Annotated in this window: 26 protein-coding genes and 4 pseudogenes; 13 read left to right on the top strand and 17 right to left on the bottom strand. The window is 61.1% G+C overall.

What is annotated here, in order from left to right:
• Positions 1-967 precede the first annotated feature (967 nt).
• Positions 968-1,177 carry a hypothetical protein gene (locus CT676_RS46350; RefSeq protein WP_343287578.1) on the bottom strand — a complete coding sequence of 70 codons (210 nt, stop codon included), beginning with the start codon at positions 1,175-1,177 and terminating at the stop codon, positions 968-970.
• A gap of 770 nt (positions 1,178-1,947) precedes the next feature.
• On the opposite strand from CT676_RS46350, the gene CT676_RS40960 reads away from it, so the two are divergent.
• From CT676_RS40960 to CT676_RS45745, 4 genes and pseudogenes are all read left to right on the top strand, one after another.
• A complete protein-coding gene (locus tag CT676_RS40960; RefSeq protein WP_167768327.1) occupies positions 1,948-2,421 on the top strand; it encodes a Phasin protein in 474 nt (157 codons plus the stop codon).
• A gap of 87 nt (positions 2,422-2,508) precedes the next feature.
• Positions 2,509-2,931 (top strand): transposase, encoded by a 423-nt coding sequence (locus CT676_RS46345; RefSeq protein ID WP_135217064.1) that lies wholly within the window; start codon positions 2,509-2,511, stop codon positions 2,929-2,931.
• Positions 2,871-3,095: pseudogene (locus CT676_RS45750) on the top strand (carbohydrate porin); the annotation flags it as partial. The gene CT676_RS46345 and the pseudogene CT676_RS45750, both read left to right, overlap by 61 nt.
• 264 nt (positions 3,096-3,359) lie before the next feature.
• Positions 3,360-3,455: pseudogene (locus tag CT676_RS45745) on the top strand (VapC toxin family PIN domain ribonuclease); the annotation flags it as partial.
• Positions 3,456-3,496: 41 nt separating this feature from the next.
• Here the strand turns inward: CT676_RS45745 and CT676_RS40945 are convergent.
• From CT676_RS40945 to CT676_RS40925, 5 genes and pseudogenes are all read right to left on the bottom strand, one after another.
• Positions 3,497-3,965 (bottom strand): annotated as a pseudogene (locus CT676_RS40945) (metallophosphoesterase family protein).
• 236 nt (positions 3,966-4,201) lie between these two features.
• Positions 4,202-5,692, bottom strand: coding sequence for a PAS domain-containing protein (locus CT676_RS40940; protein WP_135217063.1), 1,491 nt, complete (start codon positions 5,690-5,692; stop codon positions 4,202-4,204).
• A gap of 397 nt (positions 5,693-6,089) precedes the next feature.
• Positions 6,090-6,275, bottom strand: coding sequence for a hypothetical protein (locus tag CT676_RS44605; protein ID WP_167768326.1), 186 nt, complete (start codon positions 6,273-6,275; stop codon positions 6,090-6,092).
• 12 nt (positions 6,276-6,287) lie between these two features.
• Positions 6,288-6,608: a hypothetical protein gene (locus CT676_RS40930; RefSeq protein WP_135217061.1), complete on the bottom strand. Its 321-nt coding sequence runs from the start codon at positions 6,606-6,608 to the stop codon at positions 6,288-6,290.
• Between the two features lie 84 nt (positions 6,609-6,692).
• Positions 6,693-7,148 carry an Hsp20 family protein gene (locus CT676_RS40925; RefSeq protein WP_135217067.1) on the bottom strand — a complete coding sequence of 152 codons (456 nt, stop codon included), beginning with the start codon at positions 7,146-7,148 and terminating at the stop codon, positions 6,693-6,695.
• Between the two features lie 338 nt (positions 7,149-7,486).
• Between CT676_RS40925 and CT676_RS40915 the strand changes: the two are divergent.
• The 3 genes and pseudogenes from CT676_RS40915 to CT676_RS40905 form a co-directional block, all read left to right on the top strand.
• Positions 7,487-7,804: pseudogene (locus CT676_RS40915) on the top strand (DNA polymerase/3'-5' exonuclease PolX); the annotation flags it as partial.
• Positions 7,804-8,358, top strand: a complete 555-nt coding sequence (locus CT676_RS40910) for an MOSC domain-containing protein (protein ID WP_135217060.1) — start codon at positions 7,804-7,806, stop codon at positions 8,356-8,358. The pseudogene CT676_RS40915 and the gene CT676_RS40910, both read left to right, overlap by 1 nt.
• Before the next feature lie 122 nt (positions 8,359-8,480).
• A complete protein-coding gene (locus tag CT676_RS40905; RefSeq protein WP_135217059.1) occupies positions 8,481-9,896 on the top strand; it encodes a TAXI family TRAP transporter solute-binding subunit in 1,416 nt (471 codons plus the stop codon).
• Between the two features lie 355 nt (positions 9,897-10,251).
• Here the strand turns inward: CT676_RS40905 and CT676_RS40900 are convergent, their stop codons facing one another.
• The 3 genes from CT676_RS40900 to CT676_RS46340 are packed head-to-tail and all read right to left on the bottom strand — an operon-like array spanning position 10,252 to position 11,376.
• On the bottom strand, positions 10,252-10,467 hold the full coding sequence (locus CT676_RS40900) for a hypothetical protein (RefSeq protein WP_135217058.1): 216 nt from the start codon (positions 10,465-10,467) through the stop codon (positions 10,252-10,254).
• Positions 10,464-10,784 carry a hypothetical protein gene (locus CT676_RS40895; protein ID WP_135217057.1) on the bottom strand — a complete coding sequence of 107 codons (321 nt, stop codon included), beginning with the start codon at positions 10,782-10,784 and terminating at the stop codon, positions 10,464-10,466. The genes CT676_RS40900 and CT676_RS40895 overlap by 4 nt, the downstream gene beginning before the upstream one ends.
• A 25-nt stretch (positions 10,785-10,809) precedes the next feature.
• Positions 10,810-11,376 carry a DUF1236 domain-containing protein gene (locus tag CT676_RS46340; RefSeq protein WP_343287577.1) on the bottom strand — a complete coding sequence of 189 codons (567 nt, stop codon included), beginning with the start codon at positions 11,374-11,376 and terminating at the stop codon, positions 10,810-10,812.
• Between CT676_RS46340 and CT676_RS46335 the strand changes: the two genes are divergently transcribed.
• Positions 11,366-11,839, top strand: a complete 474-nt coding sequence (locus CT676_RS46335) for a hypothetical protein (RefSeq protein WP_343287576.1) — start codon at positions 11,366-11,368, stop codon at positions 11,837-11,839. The two genes, CT676_RS46340 and CT676_RS46335, sit on opposite strands and share 11 nt — an antisense overlap.
• 224 nt (positions 11,840-12,063) lie before the next feature.
• On the top strand, positions 12,064-12,291 hold the full coding sequence (locus CT676_RS40885; RefSeq protein ID WP_135217055.1) for a hypothetical protein: 228 nt from the start codon (positions 12,064-12,066) through the stop codon (positions 12,289-12,291).
• A gap of 225 nt (positions 12,292-12,516) precedes the next feature.
• Here the strand turns inward: CT676_RS40885 and CT676_RS40880 are convergent, their stop codons facing one another.
• From CT676_RS40880 to CT676_RS40860, 6 genes are all read right to left on the bottom strand, one after another.
• Positions 12,517-13,026 carry a PRC-barrel domain-containing protein gene (locus CT676_RS40880; protein WP_028153980.1) on the bottom strand — a complete coding sequence of 170 codons (510 nt, stop codon included), beginning with the start codon at positions 13,024-13,026 and terminating at the stop codon, positions 12,517-12,519.
• 179 nt (positions 13,027-13,205) lie between these two features.
• Positions 13,206-14,249, bottom strand: coding sequence for a glycosyltransferase family 4 protein (locus tag CT676_RS40875; protein WP_135217054.1), 1,044 nt, complete (start codon positions 14,247-14,249; stop codon positions 13,206-13,208).
• A gap of 3 nt (positions 14,250-14,252) precedes the next feature.
• Positions 14,253-14,375: a hypothetical protein gene (locus tag CT676_RS46185; protein WP_272481429.1), complete on the bottom strand. Its 123-nt coding sequence runs from the start codon at positions 14,373-14,375 to the stop codon at positions 14,253-14,255.
• A 5-nt stretch (positions 14,376-14,380) separates the two neighbouring features.
• The gene (locus tag CT676_RS40870) at positions 14,381-14,590 is read right to left on the bottom strand and encodes a hypothetical protein (protein ID WP_135217053.1); all 210 of its coding nucleotides are present in this window, start codon (positions 14,588-14,590) and stop codon (positions 14,381-14,383) included.
• A 90-nt stretch (positions 14,591-14,680) separates the two neighbouring features.
• Complete coding sequence (locus tag CT676_RS40865) at positions 14,681-15,088, bottom strand: hypothetical protein (RefSeq protein ID WP_135217052.1); 408 nt, start codon at positions 15,086-15,088, stop codon at positions 14,681-14,683.
• Between the two features lie 13 nt (positions 15,089-15,101).
• The gene (locus tag CT676_RS40860; RefSeq protein ID WP_135217051.1) at positions 15,102-15,302 is read right to left on the bottom strand and encodes a hypothetical protein; all 201 of its coding nucleotides are present in this window, start codon (positions 15,300-15,302) and stop codon (positions 15,102-15,104) included.
• 297 nt (positions 15,303-15,599) lie between these two features.
• On the opposite strand from CT676_RS40860, the gene CT676_RS40855 reads away from it, so the two are divergent.
• A complete protein-coding gene (locus CT676_RS40855) occupies positions 15,600-15,998 on the top strand; it encodes a hypothetical protein (RefSeq protein ID WP_244623480.1) in 399 nt (132 codons plus the stop codon).
• Between the two features lie 59 nt (positions 15,999-16,057).
• On the opposite strand, the gene CT676_RS40850 is transcribed toward CT676_RS40855, so the two are convergent.
• On the bottom strand, positions 16,058-16,477 hold the full coding sequence (locus CT676_RS40850) for a hypothetical protein (RefSeq protein ID WP_135217050.1): 420 nt from the start codon (positions 16,475-16,477) through the stop codon (positions 16,058-16,060).
• A 91-nt stretch (positions 16,478-16,568) separates the two neighbouring features.
• Positions 16,569-16,916 (bottom strand): DUF1236 domain-containing protein, encoded by a 348-nt coding sequence (locus CT676_RS40845; protein WP_028153974.1) that lies wholly within the window; start codon positions 16,914-16,916, stop codon positions 16,569-16,571.
• 501 nt (positions 16,917-17,417) lie between these two features.
• Between CT676_RS40845 and CT676_RS40840 the strand changes: the two genes are divergently transcribed.
• The 3 genes from CT676_RS40840 to CT676_RS40830 all read left to right on the top strand — a co-directional run bounded on the left by CT676_RS40840 (position 17,418) and on the right by CT676_RS40830 (position 21,094).
• Positions 17,418-17,846, top strand: coding sequence for a hypothetical protein (locus CT676_RS40840; protein WP_135217049.1), 429 nt, complete (start codon positions 17,418-17,420; stop codon positions 17,844-17,846).
• Positions 17,847-17,947: 101 nt separating this feature from the next.
• On the top strand, positions 17,948-18,571 hold the full coding sequence (locus CT676_RS40835; RefSeq protein ID WP_135217048.1) for a response regulator transcription factor: 624 nt from the start codon (positions 17,948-17,950) through the stop codon (positions 18,569-18,571).
• Positions 18,572-18,844: 273 nt separating this feature from the next.
• Positions 18,845-21,094 (top strand): response regulator transcription factor, encoded by a 2,250-nt coding sequence (locus CT676_RS40830; RefSeq protein ID WP_167768325.1) that lies wholly within the window; start codon positions 18,845-18,847, stop codon positions 21,092-21,094.
• The last annotated feature ends 1,040 nt before the right edge of the window (positions 21,095-22,134 follow it).

Here is a 22,134-nt window from a genome sequence, read left to right as displayed (position 1 = left end):
CCATCTCGGTACGATGATTGGTGTTGCGCGACACGGTCCGCGCGATCACCACGTCGGGCTTCGTGGGTTTGACCCTGACTGCTGCCATCACCTCGTCACTCTGCGATCTGCCATCGTTAACTCCGGTACAGGTTCCAAGTTCATTGTGCTGTCACCGTCTAGGTCGATGAACAGCTCCGCATGCACAAGAATATCCACGGAGATACGACCGCTGTGAGCTGCAAGAGCGGGGGACCGAACTGATCCAGCAACAGACGAACCACCTTGCGCGGCATTGCAAACTCGCCGCATGACCTGCAGCCCATCCTGGCAGCGCCAAGCGTCTCCGTCGAGGCAGACACGGGCACCTTGCGTCTCTTTGAGAACCTTTCGCGTCTGTTCGAGACACGACCAGCCCAAGAGCAACCTTTGCCCTTGCGCAAAGTTGTCAGTCAGGAGCTTGAGATGCCCAGCGGCCGCCCAAACCTTGCGTTCTTCACCTTGATCGCTGCCAGTCTATGTGCTGCCGTGGTCTTCGTTGGGCTGTTGATCGCAGGAGATGTCGCAGGTCCAACGGTAGCAACGGCTAATTCGCCGACACATTCTCAGGAGCGTGATCGACAGTAGGCGAGCCGCACTCCTAATGATCACTGGATCGTAGGTCGAGAGTTAGTATTTAAACTCCGGCATGGACCTCAATTCCTCCTTGGTGGCGTTAAACACAGCGCGTTCGGGATACCAACGCGTACTGGCGCTAGTTGTGGTGGTTGTCGTGGTGGTGGTTGCGGCACCGGTGGTCGTTCGCGTGGCGCCATCTGGAGCGGAGGTGGTTGCCGGAGCACTCGCCGGTGCGGACGTTGTTGAGGCAGTTGTCGAAGTTACCGGCTGGTCTACCCACTTCAGCTTATCGAAGCCGACTACCACGTAGTGCTCGCCCAAGCCAAGAACGCCGCCCACACCTAGAATGACCTTGGCCACCTTGCCTGACCTATCCAAAATCGTCGTTGATGTCGCCGATTTTCTCGTTTGCTTCATTGTACACATCGACGTGGACCAGCTTGGACGCGCGCCATTCACCCTCCTTGCGCGGGGTAGCACTGGCAGTCGAAGCCTCTTGGTTTGTGGCTGTTTGCGCCGACGCCGCGCCGATTATCGAGGCGGTAGTCAGGAAGGCTATTGAAAGAAATTTAAAAATCATGATGTTCCTCCACTGTTTGGGGAACAATAATGCGGTAGGACTTTAGTTCCAGCGGCCGAGTGGTACGAGCGCGTGTCGCCAGAGATTCACGCTGTGGATCGAACGCGTGCGAGGCGGAGACTTATTGTTGGCATAATCGTGGTAGGCGTTTGACGTTCGGCTTAGCGCGCGGCCATAAGCGGCCTGTTTCGACTGCTCTCTTCGGAAGAAAGCTCGCTGGCGATCCTCAGCATGATTGCAACTGAGCGAACCTGCGGAACATTTCCGTTCATCGCTGGGCTCTGTAGAAGGTGGGAAATGATCAATTCTTTGATGTTGTTGGCATTCGAGGCGAATGGAGTAATTGCGCTGCGGATGATGAAGCTTATGCGCGGTGGCCGAATTGCACGTCGGGAAGCTGAATTGATGGTCAGCGAAAAGATTCGCGCGGCCTCCGAAGCTTCGGCAAGTCTAATGGCCGGCGCTTCGGGTGATGAAATAATCCGTCAATATCGACGGCATGTCGCCGCGAATGCGAAGCGACTGGGCCGACTTAATTCGGGCCGGAGTCGAAAACGTGCGCTCAGGCGAACCCAATCCAGGCGGAAGTAACTTGACGGCAAGTTTGGTGAGAGAAGCTCAGGGATGTTCAGAGTTGCCGGAGGCGCGATACTAGGTCAACGAACATGAGATGTCTGCTCTAGTGAGTGGGCTTTTGGAACGTTGCACTGCACAGCAGGTTGTCGTCTGCCCAACGACCTTGGCCGGTCAATTCATCCTTGGAGTGTCAGATGAGCAAGCGTAAACCGGCACTGGCGTCAAAGCATGCCCGCAGTCCGAGAACAGTCGCGAAAGCCCAACGGACCGCTCAAGCTATTGTCAGAAGTCCGAAAGCGGGCGTTCCGCGCTCCGTGAGCGCAGACTCGCAGCAAGACGCCCTCTCCGTTGAGAATCCGCTTCCTGTTAAGAATCCGGAGACAGCTTTACAAGATGCCTCCAAACAAATGACGGAGAACAATTCGAAGATTGGAATTGATCTACTCTCTCCAGCAAACGCAAGCGTGCGAGCTTATCAAGCGAAGCTGCTGGAAATTGCAAAAGGGAATATGCAGTTTGCTTTTGAATTCGCTCAACGGCTTGCGATGATTAAGGCGCCCTTTGAAGTTCCGGGTGTAGTCGCAGAATACACAAGCAAGCGGATAGCCATGTTCCAGAAGCATTCAACGGAGATGGCTGAGCTAAGTGCCAAAAGGTGGACTTCCTAAGACCGAAGTTATGGAGTGGGCCCTCCAGGGGGACAGGTTGGCTTTCAGTAATTGACCGGACGGCCGGGCTTTCAGAGGATGAAGGCCATGGCAAAGCACCGAACCCACAGCGTCGAGTTCAAACGGCAGGTGTCGCAAGAGTATCTGAGCGGCGGGACGCTGCACGGGCTCGCGAAGCGGCACAATGTCTCCCGTAACTTGATCCGCATCTGGGTCGAAAAGTATCAAGCAGGCGCGCTCGACGAGGACGTCGCTTCAGCCGGGCTGCTCGAGACCTACGAAGCGCGTATTGCCGCACTCGAGCGCCTGGTTGGCAAGCAGGCTCTCGAACTGGAGTTTCTAAAGGGGGCTCTACAGCCACGACCTCGGCCGAGAAGCGAGACCATATCCGCAATCACGATAAGTTCGGCGTCGCCGTCGCCTACGCCCATGTATCGCAATGGGCAACGGCGTTGGACCACGACTTCCAGTCTCGGTACGGACCCGTGCGGACGTCTGAAGGCCTGTTAACCGCCGTCTATCAGTATGAGGTGCGCGCCGGCCTCACATTGCAACCTAACTTCCAGTACATTCGCCGCCCCGGTGGTGGTGCAACCAGCCCGACCGGGACCATGCCGGGCGTGTCGTTGAAGGACGCCATCGTCCTTGGGATGCGAACGGTTGCGAAGTTTTAAAGCGGCTAGAGGTTGGGGCCAGCTAAGAGTCCACCAGCTGAGGTCGGCAGGTAGTGCGGCAAGGTTAGCTAAGGTCAATCGCGTCGGTTTGGCTCTCAACCGCAAATTTCCGGTCTATCCCTATCAACCGATCTACAACCGCACTGTGTCACCGGGATGGGCGAATAGACGCCCCTCCTATGACAAGTTTTTGGCGGGCGCGAGCAGCCTTCTTGGACGTCAGATTTCTGCTAGCTTTTTAACGCCATTGTCCAATGAGGTGCCATTATCTTGCTCAATACCAATGTGGTCTCCGAGGCGATGAAGCCCGAACCGCATCCATCGGTCCGCGACTGGCTCGACGCCCAGGCGGCCGAAACGGCGCCGAAAGTCTCGCCTGACTGGACGTGCGGCGCCGCGGTCTATCCAACCTCAAGATCGTGGATGATCGGTTTCAGTCCGTCGGGCGTGACTTCGAGGCTCGCAAGCGTGATCGGTAGCTTGAAGCGCCGGCGTCCGGCACTGCCAGGATTCAGATAAAGCGCGCCCTCGACGGTAAGCGATCTTCGGCACGTGGGAGTGGCCGGAAACAATTACATCGATGCCCTCAGCTGCAGGATTGACCTGCAGGGTATTGAGGTCGTGCAGAACGTAGAACAGCCGTCCGGCGAGCCGCACCGACTTGTTTTCGGCAAATTCAGTGGCCCACTCGCCCGTATCCACGTTCCCTCTGATTGCCGTGACAGGAGCAATTCTCCGCAGCGTGGGGATGATTCCGGGGTCGCCGATGTCACCGCCGTGAATGATGTGGTCGACATGGGCCAGAAAACGAAGAGCCTCTGGCCTAAGCAGGCCGTGCGTATCCGAGATGATGCCGACGGTAAAGGTCATCCAAGCCTCCGGTCGAAGCACGCTGTCGCGTATTGCGCCGCGTCTTCCTGATGCACCGGCGTCACCATCGAACCGACGCATGACCGGAGTGCGCTCGATGCTCGATCACCAAGCTGATCGCGATCCTGGATCAGATGCAGACCGTTGGGGGCGGATCCGACTCAAACGGCGAGACCTGCCCGGAGTGTCCGGGCGAAGGCCGCTGACGGACCGAATAGAGATGCGAGTAAACATCTTCAAGCCGCGAGGCGCTTCAATGGTATGCTCAACTTCAGCCTAAGGCCATTTCGCCGCCAGTCGTGCTCGATCCGGCCCCCAAGCTCGCCAGTCACGCTGCGCTCGGTCAGAATACTGCCAAAACCGCGAGCATGCGGTTTTACATTGATCTCCGGACCGCCGCTCTCGTCCCAGTCAAGGCGGAAGTCATCACCGCTCGCAGCCCATGTGACGTGGATCGAACCATCCGGTCGAGAGAGAGCCCCGTACTTAACCGCATTCGTCGCAGTCTCATGCAACACCAATGCGAGCCCTGTCACGGCCTTCGCTCCGACAGGCACATCGGGTCCGCTCAGGACGATGCGGTCGGGTGAGCCATCTTCATAGGGCTGCAACACAGTGCGCACCAGCGTGTCCATCGTCGTCTGCTCGCTTTCGTGCTCCGTGCCCATGATGCCAGGACGGACGAGATCCTTAGCTCGCAACAGCGCATCCAATCGACCACGAAGAGCGTGAGCCATCTCCTTCGGGCTTCCGGCAGACCGAACACTGAGCGTAATCATCGAGTGGAAATTGGCGAAGATGTTCTTCACTCGGTGATCGGCTTCCCGAGCAAGCAACCGTTGACGCTCTTGTGCATTCTTCTGATTGGTCACGTCCACCACGACGCCGACGAAGCGATCGGGTTTGCCGTCCTGAACATACAAGCACTCGCCGCGAGCCTCGACCCAGCGGATATTTCCGTCCTTCCGCAAAAGCCGATACTCCTGCACATACTTTTCTCCGGTGACGATGGTGCGGTTGACAGCGTCGGCGATCCGCCGAACGTCCTCTGGATGAATGCCCGCAAGGTAGTCCGACAACGGAGCGCCTTCGTCTCCCTTGGCAGGATCGACCGAGAACATTCCCGCAAATCGAGCATCGGAATAGAAGGTGTCGGACCGCACATGCCAGGCGAACGTACCCACCATACCGGAGGCGTTCAGCGCCTGGCGTAGTCGCTCCTCGGCTTTCGCTAACGCTCGCTCCGCTAAAACCTGTTGCGTCGTTTCCACGACCACGGCGAGAACGCCTTCCGGACGGCCATTCTCCCCCAGCACCGGGCTGTAATCCAGGTTCATCCAGACCTGCTCAGGAACGCCTGAGCGGTGAAGCGTCAGCTCTTGATTTCGGTAAGACAGCGTGCCCCCGCCCAAGCCCACCTTCATCACGTTGTCGTTGAAGTCGGCCACCTCAGGCCAACCTTCCCGCACCTTGGATCCAAACAGGAAGGGATGGCGACCTCCTGCAAAAATCGAGTAGGCGTCATTGTAGATCATGATGCCGTCCGGTCCCCATAGGAGCACGATGGGGACGGGTGAGCGCAGCAGTATTCCGACCGTGGTCTTCAGGTTCTCTGGCCACTCGGAGATCGGCCCCAAGCTGGTTTTCGACCAATCGAGGGAACGAATAAGGGCGCCATTTTCACCGCCACCGAACGGGAAATGTTCGTCGGGTTCCGAGGCGCTCACGTGGCGAAATCCCTTTAAGGCCGTTCCTTAGATGATTGGACCTTCTTTCAATTACTGACACATAGCCAGCCCTAACTTTGGTGCAGCGTCTTTCGCCGGCGACATCATTTTTCCCCATCTCCGCTATAAATTCGCGCTCTCCGGCGGTCCTTTGGGCATCGCGCCCGCTGCGCTTTGCCGGCGGCGCCTGCGCTGTCGCGACCGTTTCGCGAGTGGCGCCGTTCCGTGGCGCTCGATCCCACTTGGGCGCGGGTTTTCGCCGGCTTCTTGCCGGCGATCGGCATCAGCATCTCCTTCTGTCCGATAGCCGTATTGCGCCGCTTTCCCCTTCTAGGCAGCGTTGCCTTCGGCCACCTCGGGACCGCCCGATCGACCGAAGGCGGTGGCCATCGGTTCGTCAGACCTGAAGCGAGGAGATGACAGGCCGGCGTTTGAACCGACGTTCGACCTGCACACCAGAGGCGGTGCGAGACCGCAGCGGAGCCCGCATCGCCTTCCACTCGGCGACCTGCCGCTGCAGTTCGCGCGCGAGATCCGGTTCGATGGCTTCAGGTTTGTCTTGCGACATTTCGGGGATCTGCATCGTCTTCCCTGTTTAGGCGGCAGCCCGATCGGCCGGCCGCAGACGCATCGGCTTCCCGCCGGGCGGATTGCGAGGACCACCGTCCAACGCACGAAGCGCCTCCAGGATCTCGTCGATCGTCACGGGAGCCTTCAAACCTTGGGGAGCCCGCAGCGAGGGGCAAGACGCGCTGGCGGAGGCGTCCGAGGCCCATGACGCCAGGATAGCGCGCTTCTCCGAGAGACTGAGGGCGGGATGCGAGACAACGTCCCGCGGATGTTCGAATACCGTACCGGGATGCAGGACGGCGTTGAGATCGATGACCTTGTCGTCGAGTGCAGTCGTCGGCCGCATGGCTACCTCCAAATCGAGACGCGTTATGGGGGATCCGCGCGGGGCGCGCCCGCACGGCTATGATCATGCCTATGTCCGTTGTTGTCAGGCCGCCTTGGCTTCGATCTGAGCGACGTTATTGGGTCCAACGCCATTGATAGCGATGCGGCGCGGCTTTTTCGCCTCGGGGATTTCGCGCTGCAGGTCAATGACGAGCAGGCCGTTCTCGAAGCTGGCGCCCTTGACCTCTACGTGATCGGCGAGGGTGAACTGGCGCTTGAAGTTGCGGGCCGAGATGCCGCGATGCAGGAAAGTCCGCTCTTCCTTGTCGCTCTTGCGGCTCTCGAGCGTCAATACGTTCTGCTCGACCGTCAGATCGACCTCGTCCGGCTTGAAACCGGCGAGCGCGACGGAAATCTGGAAGCGGTTCTCGTCGAGGCGTTCGATGTTGTAGGGGGGATAGCTTTCCTCGCCTGCGCGCTGGGCGGCTTCGGCCAAGTCGAAAAGACGGTCGAAGCCGATGGCCGACCGGAACAGGGGCGAAAAATCTGCAGTGCGCATAGCCAGATCCTCCAAGGAGCAAAATGGTTGAGCGGCACCGGACACGACCGGTGCCCGTCTCGAGTGGCGGGACCCTGACGGCGTCCCGATCGCCGGAGTGGCGACGCCGAAGAAATTTGGAAGGCCGAAAAAAGTTTCAAGGGTGGCACGCAAATTTTGTTGCCCAAGGACTCGGGACGGTTAATCCGGTCTTGCCGCCTATTCCCGCGCGCGGCGCAAGGCGTCCTTCAGCTTCTCCCTCTCGCTTTCCCATCGCCGATCCTCGGCCTCGATCCGCTTGTCGATGTCGCGCCGCTCCGCTTCCAGGCTTTCCGACGGCCCGTCGTGCTCCCGCTGCGCGGCGTCCAGGCTACGAAATCGATGTCGAGAAGGTGCTGCACGCCTGCGCCAAGCACGACGTCGTGGTCGAGATCAATGCCCACCCGTGGCGCCTCGACTTGGATTGGCGCTGGCACCAGGCCGCCCTCGACTTCGGCTGCATGCTGAGCATCAATCCGGACGCGCACTCGATCCCCGAGCTCGACCACATGCACTGGGGCGTCGAGATGGCCCGGAAGGGCGGTGTCCCTGCCGACCGGGTCCTGAACGCGATGGCCCTTCCGCAGATCACGCGCTACCTGCGTCAGAAGCGGCGCTCGATCGCCCGGGCGGCCTGATGCCGCAGGCGCTCTCCCTGGAGGGCACCGTGGTCGCGGTCGCCGCCGATCGCGGTCTCCACTTCAGCAAACCGCCGCAGGACCGGATCGTGCTGGTGGAAGGCCATGGTGTCGAAGGCGACGCCCACGCCGGCCCGTTTGTCCGGCACCGCTATCTCGCCCGCCGCCAGCCCCGCCTAGCCAATCTCCGGCAGGTTCACCTGATCCCGTCCGAACTCTTCGCCTCCCTCTCGGATGCGGGCTTCAAGGTCGGAGCGGGAGACCTGGACGAGAACATCACCACTGCCGGCCTGGACCTCGAGCGGATGCCGCTCGGGACGCTCATCGAGCTTGGACCCGCTGCGATCGTGGAGCTGACCGGCCTCCGGACGCCGTGTGTCCTCATCGACCGCTTCCGGACCGGTCTGAGGCGGCATGTGCTCTCGTCGGCAAAACCGGGCCCTCGGTTCAAATGCGGGGTGCTGGGCGTGGTAAGGGTCGGGGGAAGGGTCGCGGCTGGCGATAGCGCGCGAATTCGGCTTCCTTCTGTCTTTCGTGATCTACCGGCCCTCTAGGGTGGACGCCCTTGTCCATACATCCAAGAAGTGCGCCGGTTCGGGAACGGCTCGGAGATCCGCAAGTTCCCGATAGAGAGCTGGGACGCGGGACGTACAGAAAGCGGACCATCGGAGAGCAAATGTCCTCCTCCAGTGGCAGCAACAGGCAAGATATTCAGCGGCGAAAGGCCCGCTCGTTGTTGCTGGTCCTGGCCGTTGGATTCGCGGTCTTTCTGGCCGCTGGCGGAGCTCTCTATTACGTCCTGCAGCCCACGACGCTCCGGGTCGCCGTGGGACCGACCGGCAGCGAAGACCACGCGGTGATAGAGGCCATGGCCGAGGCGTTCGCCGACGAAAGCCGTACCGTGATGCTGTCCCCGGTAACGACCGCTGGCGCGGCCGAATCGCTCGCCCTGCTCGGCAATGGCAAGGCTGAGCTCGCGGTCGGCCGCGCTGATCTGAGCATGCCTTCGGACGCACAGACGCTCGCCGTGCTGCGCAAGAACTACGTCGTCCTGTGGTCATTTTCCGGACCAGGCGGCAAGGTCGCGAAAAAGAAGAACGCTACAAAGATTGCTGAAATAGCTGACCTCGCCGGACGCAAGGTCGGCGTCATAGGCAGGACCGCAGCAAACGCGTCGGTCCTGCGGGTTATCCTCGATGGGTCCGGCGTGGAGCCGGACAAGGTCGGCGTGGCGCAGTTCAGCACGGACGAGATCGAAAAACTCGCGCAAGATCGCACGATCGAAGCGTACCTGGCCGTGGGGCCGCTCGACAGCAAGATCACAGCCGACGCGATCGCGGCGACAGCCCGCACGCGCGGCACGCCAAAGTTCCTCCCGATCGACGCATCTGAGGCCATCGCGTTGAAGCACTCGCGCTATGAGGCCGAGGAGATTCCGCCCAGCGTCTTCAACGCGAAACCGGCATGGCCCGAGGAAAAGGTCGATACGATCGCTGTCAGCCACTTGATTCTGGCCAGAAAAGGGCTTTCCGAAGCCAAGGCGGCGGCCTTCTATCGGCAGCTTTTCGCGGTCCGGGATACCATCACCCAGCATGCCGCCGGCGCCGCCCATATCACCAAGCCGGAGACCGAGAAGGAGGCCGAGCCGTCCGTGCACCGCGGCGCCGCCGCCGTCATCAACGGCACGGAACGGACATTCCTGGACAAGTACAGCGACTACATTTGGTTCGCCTTGTTGCTGCTGTCCGGCATTGGTTCGGCCGCTGCATGGCTGCGTCGTTATCTCAACCGGGACGAACGGGACGAAAACACCGTCCATCGCAACCGGATCCTTGCCGCGGCTTCCGAGATTCGCGCCGTCCAATCCGATAGCGAGTTCGCGGCGACTCAACGCGAGGTCGATGCCATCATCAAGGAAGCCCTCACTTGTTTCGACGAGGGGGCCATCGAACAAGAGGACCTGGCTGCCTTTGCCCTGGCCCTCGAACTTTTCGATCATGCTGTGGCGGAGAGGCGCGCGGAATTGCAGGCTGGCCTGATGGACCCGGCGCGGGCGCCAACCGGTGCACCCACCCTGGCCTCTCGCCGATGACAGGCCGCCGACGGCACCGTCGCGCGACAGATCCCGGTGCTGAAACGAAATCGTTATGGCTTCGACATTTTGCGCCTATACCTGATGCGTCGCAATTGTGCTCCTCCATCTTTGCGCCGCGCGCCGATGCCTATGTCCAGCGTTTCCCGCTCGATGAGCCCGCCCTCCCACAGCCGGTCGAGTGTCTTCGCAACTTCCAGCATTTCTCCGCCCGAAATGCGCTGAATCTCGGCGGCCTCTGCCGAACGAGGAGCGGGCCTCGGCGCCATTGATATAGGCGACGGCTAGACAGCCCGCCGTCAAGTTGGCAACTAATCGCATCATCGTCATCGCCTCAAATGCTGAGTGAGTCTCGCTATTCGCCGCTCGTCAGAGGAGCGCCCTGTGGCTCCAGCAGCTTGAGAGCGGTGAGCAGTGCCTGGATTTCGGCGCGCTCGTTCGGGGCGGGATCGGCTTCGAGCCGCGCCAGCAATTGCTCTTTTTGTACTATCAGCTTCGCAAGAGCGGATATCTTTTCACCGTAGATTACCAGCGAAAGGGCCGCTCGGAGAGCGGCCCTTGTCTTACTCACCAGCTCCGGGTACCGAAGCTGAACCCGATGCTCGGCCCGCCGCCGTAGTAGCCGTAGCCGCGGTCGTAGTAACCAGGTCCGCCGTAGTAGCCGTAGCTGCGGCGCGCGACGTAGGCGTCGTCGTCGCCGTAGTAGCGCTGAACGTAGCGCGGACCGCGGGTCCGGAAACAACGGCCGTACTCGTTGCAGACGAGCCGGACCTGCTCCGTTCCAGAGGAAAGCCCGGTCGGGCCTGGGGCGGTCGGATTGAGCGGAGCGGCGATCGCAGCCGATCCCAGAAGGGAGGCGGCGAACAGTCCCAGTACGATAGTCTTCATGGATGTTCTCCTTTCCGTGGCGAGATCAGTCGATCTCTTCGATGATGCGACGCTCATGAGGTTCGACGATATAGGTGCGGCTGTCCCGGTTGATGTATCGGTACTCGCGCAAGGTCGGAGCATCCCGATAGACTTCTTCCGGAAACGCTTCGATCTCCACGCCTTCGGGCACACGCTCGCCGGTCCGGATCTCGGTGCGGACGGTGCTGCCGGTCGTGCGGCGCTCGCGCTCGACTTGGCGCGCCTTGGCCTGCTTGCGGATCACCTCACGGTCGCGATCGCTGAAGGTGACCTTGCGCTGCTCGGTGCGTGCCGGGGCGGCAGCCGTGGAGCGACCCGAATACGGCATGACCGCCACGATCTTGGAGCTGGACGGTTCTACGATGACGATCTCGTCCTTCACCAGGACGAAGTCGTAGCCCCGATACTGCGGCACAATCTCGACCACCTCCGTCGGCAGCGACTGCAGACGGACGTCGCGCGGCACGACGGTGCCGACCGAGAGCGAGAAGTTCACGTTGGCGAGGGGCTGCACGTTCAGGCGCGAGATCGACGCGCTGATGCGGGTCCGCTGTCGATCGTTGACGTTCACCGACGCGTTCACGTTGGTGTTCGAAGAGCGATCCGCCGTGTTCTGCCGGTCGTTTGGCTGCTGCGCCGTGTTGGTTGAACCGCTGCCCGTCGGCGACTGCGCCTGGTTGGTGCCCGAGGCGGGCGGATTGGTGCTCTGCGACTGGGTGTTCGTGTTCGACGGAGGATTGGTCTGCGCCTGGTTCGAAGGCGTCGCGGGCTGGTTGGTCTGGGCCTGGCTCGAGGTCGGCGCCTCCGTGGCGTTGGTGCCGGTGCTGGAATTCGTCGAAGGATTCGTGGTCTGCCCGGACGAGCTGGACGACGGGGTCGTGGACGATGATGACGGCGTCGTCGTGGATGTGGAGTCCTGCCGCTGCGTCGTTGGCGGATTCGAGCTCGAAGTGCTGGGCGACGACTGCGCGAAAGCCGACGTTGCGATCGCGACTGCGGCGGTCGTGGCTAAGAATAAACGTTTGTTCATCTGAAAACCTCCCAATTTGGTCGCCCGATAACACGCGGTGGCATGGCGAGTTCCAAATCGGGATAATTCGGTAATTGGTCTCTGCTCCCATCTCGAGTTTCACTGCGAATATGGCCGCGCTGCGACCGCGCCGATAGCACGCCGTCCATCGTATTTCGGGAATAAGTGGAACTTCTAACTGGGCGTGTTGTTGGCAGTGACTACTTAACGCCATTGGAGGAGGACATCATGAAGAAGCTGATCGTATGCGGCGCTCTTGCCGCTTTCGCCCTCGGCACACAGGCAGCCAGCGCCGCAGAGTTCTACATCGTCCGCGACGCGACCACCAAGAAGTGCACCGTCGTCGACACCAAGCCGACGACCACGACCACCACCGTCGTGGGAGACAGTGTGTACAAGACCAAGACCGAAGCCGAGTCCGCCGTGAAGACCACGAAGGTCTGCACTGAACAGTAATAAACACCAGGCGTCGTTGCCCCGATGTAATCGTTCGGAACAGGTTTGGAGGAGCGCACGCCCGTATTGATCGTGTGGCGTTTCCTGGTTGACATGCACTGAGCGAATTGACGCTAAAGCGGCCCGTCCGGCGAACCCGGACGGGCCGTTTTCTTTGGATTTCCGTGGTTGCGGATGCGCAAAAAAGGGGCCCGTGGGGCCCCTGTTCCGCGAGCGTTTGCTTGCCTAATTGTAGTCTGAGTATTTGAACTGCGGCAGCGCCTTCAACTGCTCCTTGTTGCCATTCATGACAGCGTGGTCAGGCACCCAATCGTTCGTGTTGCGATGGGTGGTGTTCGTGGAAGCGGCGCCGGTGGTCGTGTCACGCGCAGTCGAGTTGCCGCTGGAGGTGGTCCGGACCGGCTCCTCGACGAACTTCAACTTGTCCATGGAGACGGCAATATCGTGCTCGCCCATTCCCAGGAAGCCGCCGACGCCGATCACCACGGCTTCGATCTTGCCGCTCTTGTCGACCAGCAGTTCGTTGATGTCGCCTAGCTTCTCGTTGGCCTCGTTGTAGACGTTCAGACCCATCAGCTTCGAGGCGCGCCAGCTTCCCTTGAGAGCCATCTGCGCATGAGCCGGCTGGCCCGTGGTCGCGGTAGCGGCGCGATCGGCCGGCTGCGTGGATTGCGCGAACGCAGCGCCGCCGATCACGGCAGCGCCAAGCAGGGCGACGGCAAGAACGCTTTTCATCTTCTATCTCCTCCAGCGACGTCGGCGTCCGGTCGGATGCCGCGCTCCACAACGCGAGGAGGTTCCGCTTGTTCCCGATGCAGCGCTCGACTCTGGGAGTTCAGTGAAGGATTCGCGACGAGCGAATTCAGAAGACGTCTTTGGAGCCTGCGGAGCCCGCCCTCCTCATCGGAGCGCGCCTACCTTCGAGACGGCGTCACGCGCGCGATCAACTCGCGATACCGGCTTTCGTACTCCCGCGCCATCCGGCTCGCGACGAAGCGCTCCTCGAACCGGGCGCGGACGGCTCTTCTGTCGAGACGGCCGAGATCGTTCACAGCCTCGATCGCCTTCGCGGCGTTCTCGACGACGAAGCCGGTGACGCCGTCCTCCACCACTTCTGGCACCGAGCCGGAGCGGTAAGCGATGACGGGCGTCCCGCAGGCCATCGCCTCGATCATGACCAGGCCGAACGGCTCGGGCCAGTCGATCGGAAACAGCAGGGCCGCGGCGCCGGCGAGAAACGGTTGCTTCCGCGCCTCGTCGACTTCGCCGACGAGCTCGATTTTCTCGCCGTCGATGTTCGGTTCGAGCTTCTTCTTGAAGTAAGCCGTCTCCGCGCGCGGTATCTTGGCGGCGATCCGCAGCGGCATCCCGGCAGCACGTGCGATGCGCATCGCGTCTTCGGGGCCCTTGTCGACCGTCAGCCGCCCAAGAAAGGCCAGGTACGAACCAGGCTCATAGGACGGCCGAAAGAGATCCTTCGGCAGACCGTGCTGGATCGTAGCGATCCAGTTCGCCTCCAGAAGCGGCCGGCGCTGGTTGTCGGAGATCGAGACGAAAGGCGCTTTCGGAAAGGCTCCGATGACGTCGGGGAGCCCGGGAAGGTCGAGGCGGCCATGCATCGTCGTGAGATACGGGACATCCGTCCGGCTCAGCACGGGAAGGGGCAGCCAGTCGACGTGAGAGTGGATCAGGTCGAAGCCGGCAGCGTGTTCAGCGATAGCTTCGACCAGCATCGCACAGGCGGCGTTGGGATCCACGCCCCTCCGTCCCAATCGCAGAGCACGTGGCCACACTGGGCAGAGCTTTGCCTTCGTCCTCGAATCGCCGCTTGCGAACAAGGTGACGTCGTGTCCGAGCTCGACGAGCTCATCTACCAGCCAAGCAATCACGCGCTCCGTCCCACCGTAAAGTCTCGGTGGGACGCTCTCGGCCAAGGGAGCAAGCTGTGCGATCCGCATCGGCTAGGCTCCCAGAACGAAGCGCATGATCACCACCACAACGGCCGAAAGCAGGAAGGAAATCGCGAGCAGCGTCCAACCGGGCTGTGTGCTTCCGCAGGCCACCCGCGCGACGAACATCTTCATGTCCCTCAGCATTCTTCGTCGGGAAGCCGGTCGAGATAGGCTATCCCCAAGCTTGCGAGCTCTTCGGAATCGCTCCGTCGCTCTTCCCATCTCCTCTGCAGGTGACGCTGCAGCAGACAGCGTCGGTCATCTCGCGAATCGATATCGGGGCGCCTCAATCGGTACACCGTCCATGCGGTCTCCGCGGCCATCTTCAACACGACATCGTCGACCATCTACGCGCTCCGGGGCGGCAACCAGTCGGTGCCAACTCGGCGCGCTTGCGAAAGTTTCCGGTTTTTCCCGATCCTGGGCGAAGGGACGTATCAGGACGCCTTCGCCCGTGCTCGTTCACGCGCCGCCAGGCGGCGCTGCAGGCGCCGGCTTCGGGCAACCCTTGTGGAGGCGAGAATTCGCGGCGCGGGCTCTACGGCCGCGAGGCGCTCGACGGGAGCGTCGGCCCGTTCCACTTGCGGCTCGGAAGACCTGGCTTCCATGAAGTCGAGGACCGTCCGGCCGTTCTCGGTGATCCGCCATCCGCCGTTCAGGCGCTCGACCAGCGCCTGCGAGAAAATGTCGAGATCGGGGACGCGTGCGGCGAGGCGCTTGGTCCGTTCGGTCCAGTCGCGCCCGCTGGTGGCCAGGATGGCCATGTCGCGCTTGAGGTCCGCCATGACGGCGAAGCCGTCGGGATAGCTCACCAGGATCTTGAGAACCGTGACCTGGAAGTTCACGCCCTACCCCTGATCAGCGCCACATCGTCGGCGCGTCGCGAAACGCCTCGCGACCGACCTTCTTCAGGTTTTCCAGCGCGACGTTGCCCTCGGCGACGGCTTGCAGAATCCTAGAAGCGACGTGCGCGCGAGCGCCGGTTTCGAAGCGCGAGATGTCTGCGCAGACATCGTCGAGGACGGCGCGCAGAAGCGCGGTCGTGGCCGGATCGAACATCGGACCCCCGAGAAAGGCGAGAGCGAAGCCTAGCGCAGAAAAGTCCGTCGGCGAATTCAACATTGATAACCTCGCCACGTCGGTAGTCCCTCGCTCGCGCCGCAGCATTCCGGTCCTGACTCCGCTGCAATGACCGTTGCTGCTCCAGGCTTGGTCCTTCGAGCGACGCTGTCCCGGCGCCATGCTCGGATTGCCCTCGTCGCCGGGTCAGCAACCATTGCCTATTTTTCCCGTTATCGGCGGGGCATCCGCGATCTAAAAGGAGTTCCGATGAAGAATATTGCAATGTCGGCGCTGATGGTCGGCGCCCTCGGTCTGGCGTCGGTGGCCACGACATCTCCTGCCGAAGCTCACTGGCGAGGTGGTTGGGGCGGCTGGGGGCCGGGTATCGCCGGCGGTCTGGTTGCGGGTGCCGTGATCGGCGGGATTGCGTCCTCGGCGTACGGCTGGGGACCCGGCTACGACTATTACGGCAGCCCCGGCTACTACGGCGCGGGCTATTACGGCGGCCCACACACCTACGACTATGGCTATGACGAGCCTTATCGCTGGGGCGGCGGCTACACCACCACCTACTACACGGCGCCCGTCTCCTACGGCTATCGCTATCGCCGGGTCGTTCGTCCCGCCTACGCCTATTATCGCGGCTCCTATCCGGTCGTACGTCATCGCTGGCATCGCCACCACCACTGGTGACCGGTCGATCGGACGCGATGGAGGCCGCGCTCTGCAAGGCGCGGCCTTTTCCTTCCGGCTCACCACCATCCACCGGTGAATGAGTCGTGTCGCTCGAAGGCAAGCTGCCGCTCGGCCGCTCTCTTCGACGGTTTTGCCGAGCGCTTCGGATGCGGGCGGGACGCTGCGGAGAGGCGTGTTGGCGGGTCTTTCTTGATCTCGATGGTAGGTGCTGCAGGCATGGAGGCCATGGCTTCGCGCACCGGATACGGTTCTTCACGGGCCGGATGGACCTGCGCGATCATCGGAACATCCGTGCGCGGACGCGTGTCAAAGATGATCTTCTCCGGAAGGCTTCTTGCCGAGGCTATCCGGATGATGGTCCTGTCAGGATCGGCCGCCGCCGCGTGCTCGACGGGAGCCGGCAGATAGCGGTCGGCGGCGAAGAGCAGCGCCAGCAGCAGCGCGCCGACAAAGACGAAGTATCGACCGATGGGCATGGACGGCCGCTCGCAAGGAAGGAATGGGGTATCGGCGGGGCCGGATTGACGTCGAGGCGGGCCGCCTTTTGGGCGACCCGCCTCGAAGGACTCAGTCGATCTCCTGGACGACCGTGCGCGTCGATGGATCGACCAGCATCACGCGTTCGCCCGAGTAGACGTAACGATACTTGGTGAGCGAGGGACCCCAGTCGGCGGGGACGGCCTCGAGCTCGACCTCGCGCGGCACCGGCTGGCCGATCACGATCTTCTCGCGGGTCTCCACCGGACGGACCTTGTGTTCGGTCACGTAGGTCCGGATCTTAGTGCGGTATTCCGGCTCGATCTGCACCGCGGCGGCGTGGCCGGCGCCGGTGGTGGTGGTGACGACCGTGGACTGTGCCATCGCGCCCGTCGAGATCAGCGCGGCAGCCGCAGACATCAGCAACAATTTTTTCATCATGTTCTCCTTGCCGCTAGATGCGACGCAGCGAAAACCTCACCACGGCGCTGAAGTTCCTGAGCAAGGATAGAATATTGCCGCTTTTTCCCGATCGTGCGCTTGTCTTCGTCCCCTATCGCTAAGCCGCCCTCGATCTCGCACCGGGGAGAGGTACGCAAAGCGTTCTGGTGATACTGCCTTCGGCGTCGAACCAGAATTTCGTACTCACAGCGCTGCCGTTATAATCTCGGTAGTCGAGCCGAACGCATTCCGGCTCCCGATGGACTTCGTCCAGTTCGAATGCGGCCTCAATTGCGCCGCGTAGCTTGGCCGGCCAATAGCAAAGCAGGCCGGCCTGCCGACGAACCGTTCTCCGCTGCAGCAATCAAGCGTAGCCTGATCTGCATAGAGCGACAGCAAGTCCTCCAAGCGGCGCTCGCGGCAGTCCAGCCCGACATGGTCCACCTCACAGTTGTCCCCGGTGGCAGGTCTCGTTAGGCCCCGAGACTTGAATGGTGTATGAACCGCCGGTTCTGCTCCCGTTTAGGTCCCGCGAACGTCTGCTTTGTGACCGATCGGCAGAGTGCAGCGCACGATGGTGCGCTCGTCTTCGCGTGCAAATTGGAGCTTGCCGTCGAGCGCCCGAACAGGCTCGGACATGCCGGTCAACCCGCGGCAGAATTTCATACCGGGGGTCTTGCGCACATCATCCGCGATCTCGATCAGCAGATTGTCGCCCTCGAGTTTCGCTTCCCGAGCCGGTTGCCAAGGGCGTCCAGCGTCTGCTCCGGATTGCGCGAAGCTTCAAGGGCTCCATTTACGGCTCTCGCGACGGCGCGTGCGTGCCCCGATTCCTGGGCGCTCAGGATCATCAAAGTGATCGGAAGCAGCAGGCTCTGCCGAAAGAAGAACATTCCAGATCTTCTGCAATTCGTGCTCCTTCGGTAGGTTCGCCCGACGTCCCGCTCAGATATTTGAACCATTACAGTGCTCGCGACGTTCTCCACAACTGGAGGAAGCGACAGCGTGCTAATGAGGACCAGATCAACATGAGGGTATTGATCGTCGACGACCATCCCGTTGTCGTGACCGGCTGCCGGGCTTTGTTCACGTCGGACCCTTCCGTCGAGATCCTGGAGGCTTCCGATGCGAAGGACGGCCACCGTGCGTACTTGCAGAAGCATCCCGACGTCACCGTGGTTGACGTGAGCCTCCCCGATCTTACCGGCTTCGAATTGACCCGGCGAATCCGCAGGGATGATCCGGCCGCCAAAATAGTCATGCTCAGCGTGAGTGAGGATCCGGCGTTCGTGGTGCGCGCTGTGGAGATGGGCATTCAGGGATATGTCTCGAAGAGCGATGATCCTCGGCTCCTGGCCAAGGCCATCCGGAAGGTTGTAGCCGGGGAGCGCTTCGTCTCACCGCGTCTGACGGAAGCGACAACCTTCGCGGGCGCGGCGATCAAGGCCAGCCCTTTGACGCAGATGAGCCCACGCGAACTAGAGATCCTGAGGCTTTTGGGTCGTGGCGACCGCATCTCAGAAGTCGCGTCCGAACTCCGCATCTCCTATAAAACCGTTGCCAACACGACCTCCATGCTGAAGTCCAAGCTCGGCGCTAAAAATCACTCCGACCTCGTCCGGATTGCAGTCGAGATCGATTTGCGCCGGTGAAGGGTCGTCGACTGGGATCCTGTTTTTCTGCAGTTTTCGCGCAATAGCGACATCGGAGAGAGTCCTGCTCACCGTGCGCACTTGGAGCGGCACGACCTCTGACGTGCGCGCGACGTAAGAGGGCGAGCCATATGGAGCTATCCCGACGAACTAATTGACTCATCGTCAGAAGCATCCGCACGAATTCATTATGACAATTTGGAACGCAATCGACCGAGCGGAGTTACACCGCCGCTTCTTATGTTGTGTTGCGAGGCCGAGCGAAGGAAGCCCATGCGTCGCGTTCGACTTGTGATAGCAGATCGACGTCCCATTGTTCTGCAGGGTTTTGCATCGCTGCTCGGAGCGCAGCCCGATTTCGAAGTGGTTGCGTGCTGTCTTGATGGAGCTAGTTGCCTTGCGGCCATTCGCCGTTTGACGCCCGATGTGGTGTTACTGGAGGACGGATTCACCGATGTAACCGCCTCCGACATTCTCGCCGTCGTGGATGACGAAGCCCTTTCCTCCCGGCTGGTGTTCTTCACTGCTACTGTCGCCTGCGGCGATCTTGCTAGGGCACTGGCGACCGGTGCTTGCGGCGCGATTTCGATGAACGCCCAACCAGAAGCGCTTGTCCAGTCCCTGAGGCTGGAAAAACCAGGGTCAGACCTGGCGAGGGTCGGTCACGAAGCTAATGGAATCGCATCGTTCGGCAATAACGTTCTGGCGGTTTTGACCGTCAACGAGCGGACGATCATGGATCTCGTCGCCGAAGGTTTGTCGGACAGTGAAATTGCTCGGGTCCTCGGTGTCTCTCTGGAGATCGTCAGGATTCACATCGACCACGCGCGACAGAAGCTCGGAATCCACAGCCGGACGGAGCTCGCCGCGCTGGCACTGTCGCGCCGTTATGGCGCGATGAGTATCCTGGCAGCTGCGATCCTGGCAGCGTTGGACGATTCGCCCGGTCACGCCGCAACCGAAAGTTTCACGGTCATGGCCGCAAACGGCTGCGCGGAAGTCGTCACCATTAAAATCAGCCGCAAGGAAGCAGTATCAGGTGGCACCCCGGCCAGAGGCGCGAGTAAGGACCGCGCCGGCGCCGCAACCGCGACGTCATCGCCGACCGGCAAACTCGTCGACCCTGTGGCCGAGATTGCCGCGAGCCAATTTGTGCAGGCAGCACTGAACGCGCCGAGGCCGGGTTCGAGCAGCTACAGCATCTTCATGGTTGCAGCTTTCGCCGCCTTGATCTACGAGCTCGATGGTGCCAACCACGCCGTGCAAGCGTTCGATTTCGGCGATGACATCGTCACTTCATCTACCGCAAGCGACGCCAACGGACCGGCATCCGTACTTCCCGGCTTCGCGAATTTCGGCGGCACAGCCGTGTACGATGGGGCGTTCGCATTCAAGTTCGCCCAAGGCGATACAATCGCCACAGACGGTAGCGAGCTTTATGTCGGCAATGCCCATGCGGAGGATGGCGGCAGTGACCGAGAAACTCCTATTCCCCCAGGCTCCGGGACCGTTGATGTTGTTGCGGCGGCCGCGAACGAAGCCGCGCAGCGTGACCCAACGCAGACAGGCCGGGATAACGGGTCAAATCAGGGTCGATCGCAATCCGATTTGCGCGCTTCCGACAACAGCTCCGAAGCCGCTAAGCGGGAGGCCCCGGGAGACGATTTAAATCACGATCAATCGCAGAAGACCCTACATAAGTTCGACCACAGCTCCGGCGCTGCCAAGGGGCACGCCAAGGATGAGGCCGCGGGAGACGGTTTAAATCACGGTCAATCGCAGAAAGCCTTGCATGAGTCCGACAACGGCTCCGGAGCTGCCAAGGGGCACGCCAAGCATGAGGCCTCGGAACACGGTTCAAATCATGGTCAATCTCAGAAGTCACCCCAAGAGTCCGACAACGGCTCCGTGGCCGCCAAGGGGCATGCCAAGCATGAGTCCCCGGGAGACGGTTCAAATCACGGTCAATCGCAGAAGGCACTGCATGAGTCCGACAACGGCTCCATGGCCGCCAAGGGGCATGCCAAGCATGAGACCCTGGGAGAAGATTCGAATCGCGGACAAGCGCACGGCGATTTGCAGACTTTTGGAGACGGTTCCGCGGCCGGCAAGCAACACGCGCAGCATCCACAGGCAGCTGATCTAGATACTGGCAAACCGGAGCAGGATATACCAATGGCGTCCGTAAATTCTGCCAACGACGCACATTCGGCATTGAAGATTAAGACTGAAGGAAAGGGCGGGCCTTCTTCCGACAACGCAGATCAGGCCAAATCAGCGGTTGGCACCGACCTTGGCGATTCCTTTCATTTTAAGAGTGGCGCCGACAATACGTCTTCAGGCATGTATGACCTTCAGCAGCTGAGCCACGGAAATGGAAAAGCCTATGGAGATGGTCAGCATGCTGTTGCGCACGAGGGGCCGGAGCCAGTCCAGGATGCTGACGGGATTGATATTTCAGATGCGCACCACGATCACTCATGGCACGCCGATCTCCATGCGACTCACGATTTGATTGTGTAGCAATTTACTGATCGAATGGCCGGGCCGCGCTTTTTGTGTATTGCGTAACCGGCTGCCCTGGTCTACCCCCTTGAACCCCTGCAGCCGGGGCCGTTTTCTTCGCCTGTGTGTTGTGTCGGAGTACCCTAGACGTCCCGCCTCAGGTCTCTAGCCCGGTGGAGGCCGCCGTGAACGAGCGAATGTTCATCGTGCTAATTATCCTGCTGGGGATGATTGCACCGGCATTGATGGTCCTCGCACTGCTCGATCGCTGACGCGCCGCGACGGCCCCAATCGTCCGGGAGGCCTGGGACAGGAGCCGGGACGCCGGGGCCGCGAGCGCGCGGCTTGTCACGCGCACTGGCACCACCCTCTGCTTTCGGTGCGTCCGCGCGCTCTCAAATGATACCTTGCCACATTAAATTTTGGGGTAGCCCGCCCAACACGTCTTCAATAGGAACGCTGGCGCTCGACAGCATTTGAATCACGCTTCGCGCCGGTCCAATTCGTCCCGGAGCGCTTTGCACATCGTGAACTGCGCGGCTCCAGCATGCTCGCGACCCTACCGCTGGAGCCGCCTTTTCGGCGCGGTGAGGCCTTTCCCATGCATGCACTCGTCACAATCTTCGTTCACTTTAGGCAGATCGCGACCTGACCGGGGCCCATGTGAATAATCCAAACAACAACCCCAATTGCGACAGCGACAAGTGCCGCTACTCCGCGGGAGAGGTCCGGAGCTACCCCAACAGCCATCCTCCGCTGACCCTGTGCAGAACGTGCCGGGCTCACGAGAGTGCGCGTAGGAGATACAAGACTGGCCTGCGAGTGCTGACTTGGGCACAGGGCGACAGAACTATCAGCGCTCTGTCCTCATATACGGACTGAACTCAGACGTCCGCTGCAAATCCGGAGCGGCATTCAAGGAGAGTGATGTTTCACCTCGCGGGTGCCGGGGTCCTGTGGCGAATTTCCAAAGACGCTCCAGATAACAATCGAAACGGCGACGAGGAGCAAAAGGTCACGGACCATGGTATCCTCCCTTTCGCTGATCAATGGGGCAA

The organism is Bradyrhizobium sp. MOS001 (assembly GCF_004634465.1).
Taxonomy (GTDB): Bacteria; Pseudomonadota; Alphaproteobacteria; order Rhizobiales; family Xanthobacteraceae; genus Bradyrhizobium; species Bradyrhizobium barranii.
Note: the sequence above shows the minus strand (reverse complement) of the source record. Positions and strands in the feature narration are given on the sequence as shown.

Coding starts and splice junctions, on each gene's coding strand:
- CT676_RS46350 (WP_343287578.1), bottom strand. CDS start 1,177: ATGATTTTTAAATTTCTTTCAATAGCCTTCCTGACTACCGCCTCGATA.
- CT676_RS46185 (WP_272481429.1), bottom strand. CDS start 14,375: ATGAAGATGTTCGTCGCGCGGGTGGCCTGCGGAAGCACACAGCCCGGT.
- CT676_RS40860 (WP_135217051.1), bottom strand. CDS start 15,302: ATGTTCGATCCGGCCACGACCGCGCTTCTGCGCGCCGTCCTCGACGAT.
- CT676_RS40905 (WP_135217059.1), top strand. CDS start 8,481: ATGTCCTCCTCCAGTGGCAGCAACAGGCAAGATATTCAGCGGCGAAAG.
- CT676_RS40895 (WP_135217057.1), bottom strand. CDS start 10,784: ATGAAGACTATCGTACTGGGACTGTTCGCCGCCTCCCTTCTGGGATCG.
- CT676_RS40835 (WP_135217048.1), top strand. CDS start 17,948: ATGAGGGTATTGATCGTCGACGACCATCCCGTTGTCGTGACCGGCTGC.
- CT676_RS40875 (WP_135217054.1), bottom strand. CDS start 14,249: ATGCGGATCGCACAGCTTGCTCCCTTGGCCGAGAGCGTCCCACCGAGA.
- CT676_RS44605 (WP_167768326.1), bottom strand. CDS start 6,275: ATGCAGATCCCCGAAATGTCGCAAGACAAACCTGAAGCCATCGAACCG.
- CT676_RS46345 (WP_135217064.1), top strand. CDS start 2,509: ATGGCAAAGCACCGAACCCACAGCGTCGAGTTCAAACGGCAGGTGTCG.
- CT676_RS40910 (WP_135217060.1), top strand. CDS start 7,804: ATGCCGCAGGCGCTCTCCCTGGAGGGCACCGTGGTCGCGGTCGCCGCC.
- CT676_RS40855 (WP_244623480.1), top strand. CDS start 15,600: ATGGTCGGCGCCCTCGGTCTGGCGTCGGTGGCCACGACATCTCCTGCC.
- CT676_RS40930 (WP_135217061.1), bottom strand. CDS start 6,608: ATGCGGCCGACGACTGCACTCGACGACAAGGTCATCGATCTCAACGCC.
- CT676_RS40880 (WP_028153980.1), bottom strand. CDS start 13,026: ATGAAAAGCGTTCTTGCCGTCGCCCTGCTTGGCGCTGCCGTGATCGGC.
- CT676_RS40925 (WP_135217067.1), bottom strand. CDS start 7,148: ATGCGCACTGCAGATTTTTCGCCCCTGTTCCGGTCGGCCATCGGCTTC.
- CT676_RS40850 (WP_135217050.1), bottom strand. CDS start 16,477: ATGCCCATCGGTCGATACTTCGTCTTTGTCGGCGCGCTGCTGCTGGCG.
- CT676_RS40960 (WP_167768327.1), top strand. CDS start 1,948: ATGAGCAAGCGTAAACCGGCACTGGCGTCAAAGCATGCCCGCAGTCCG.
- CT676_RS40845 (WP_028153974.1), bottom strand. CDS start 16,916: ATGAAAAAATTGTTGCTGATGTCTGCGGCTGCCGCGCTGATCTCGACG.
- CT676_RS40840 (WP_135217049.1), top strand. CDS start 17,418: ATGAACCGCCGGTTCTGCTCCCGTTTAGGTCCCGCGAACGTCTGCTTT.
- CT676_RS40870 (WP_135217053.1), bottom strand. CDS start 14,590: ATGGTCGACGATGTCGTGTTGAAGATGGCCGCGGAGACCGCATGGACG.
- CT676_RS40830 (WP_167768325.1), top strand. CDS start 18,845: ATGCGTCGCGTTCGACTTGTGATAGCAGATCGACGTCCCATTGTTCTG.
- CT676_RS40885 (WP_135217055.1), top strand. CDS start 12,064: ATGAAGAAGCTGATCGTATGCGGCGCTCTTGCCGCTTTCGCCCTCGGC.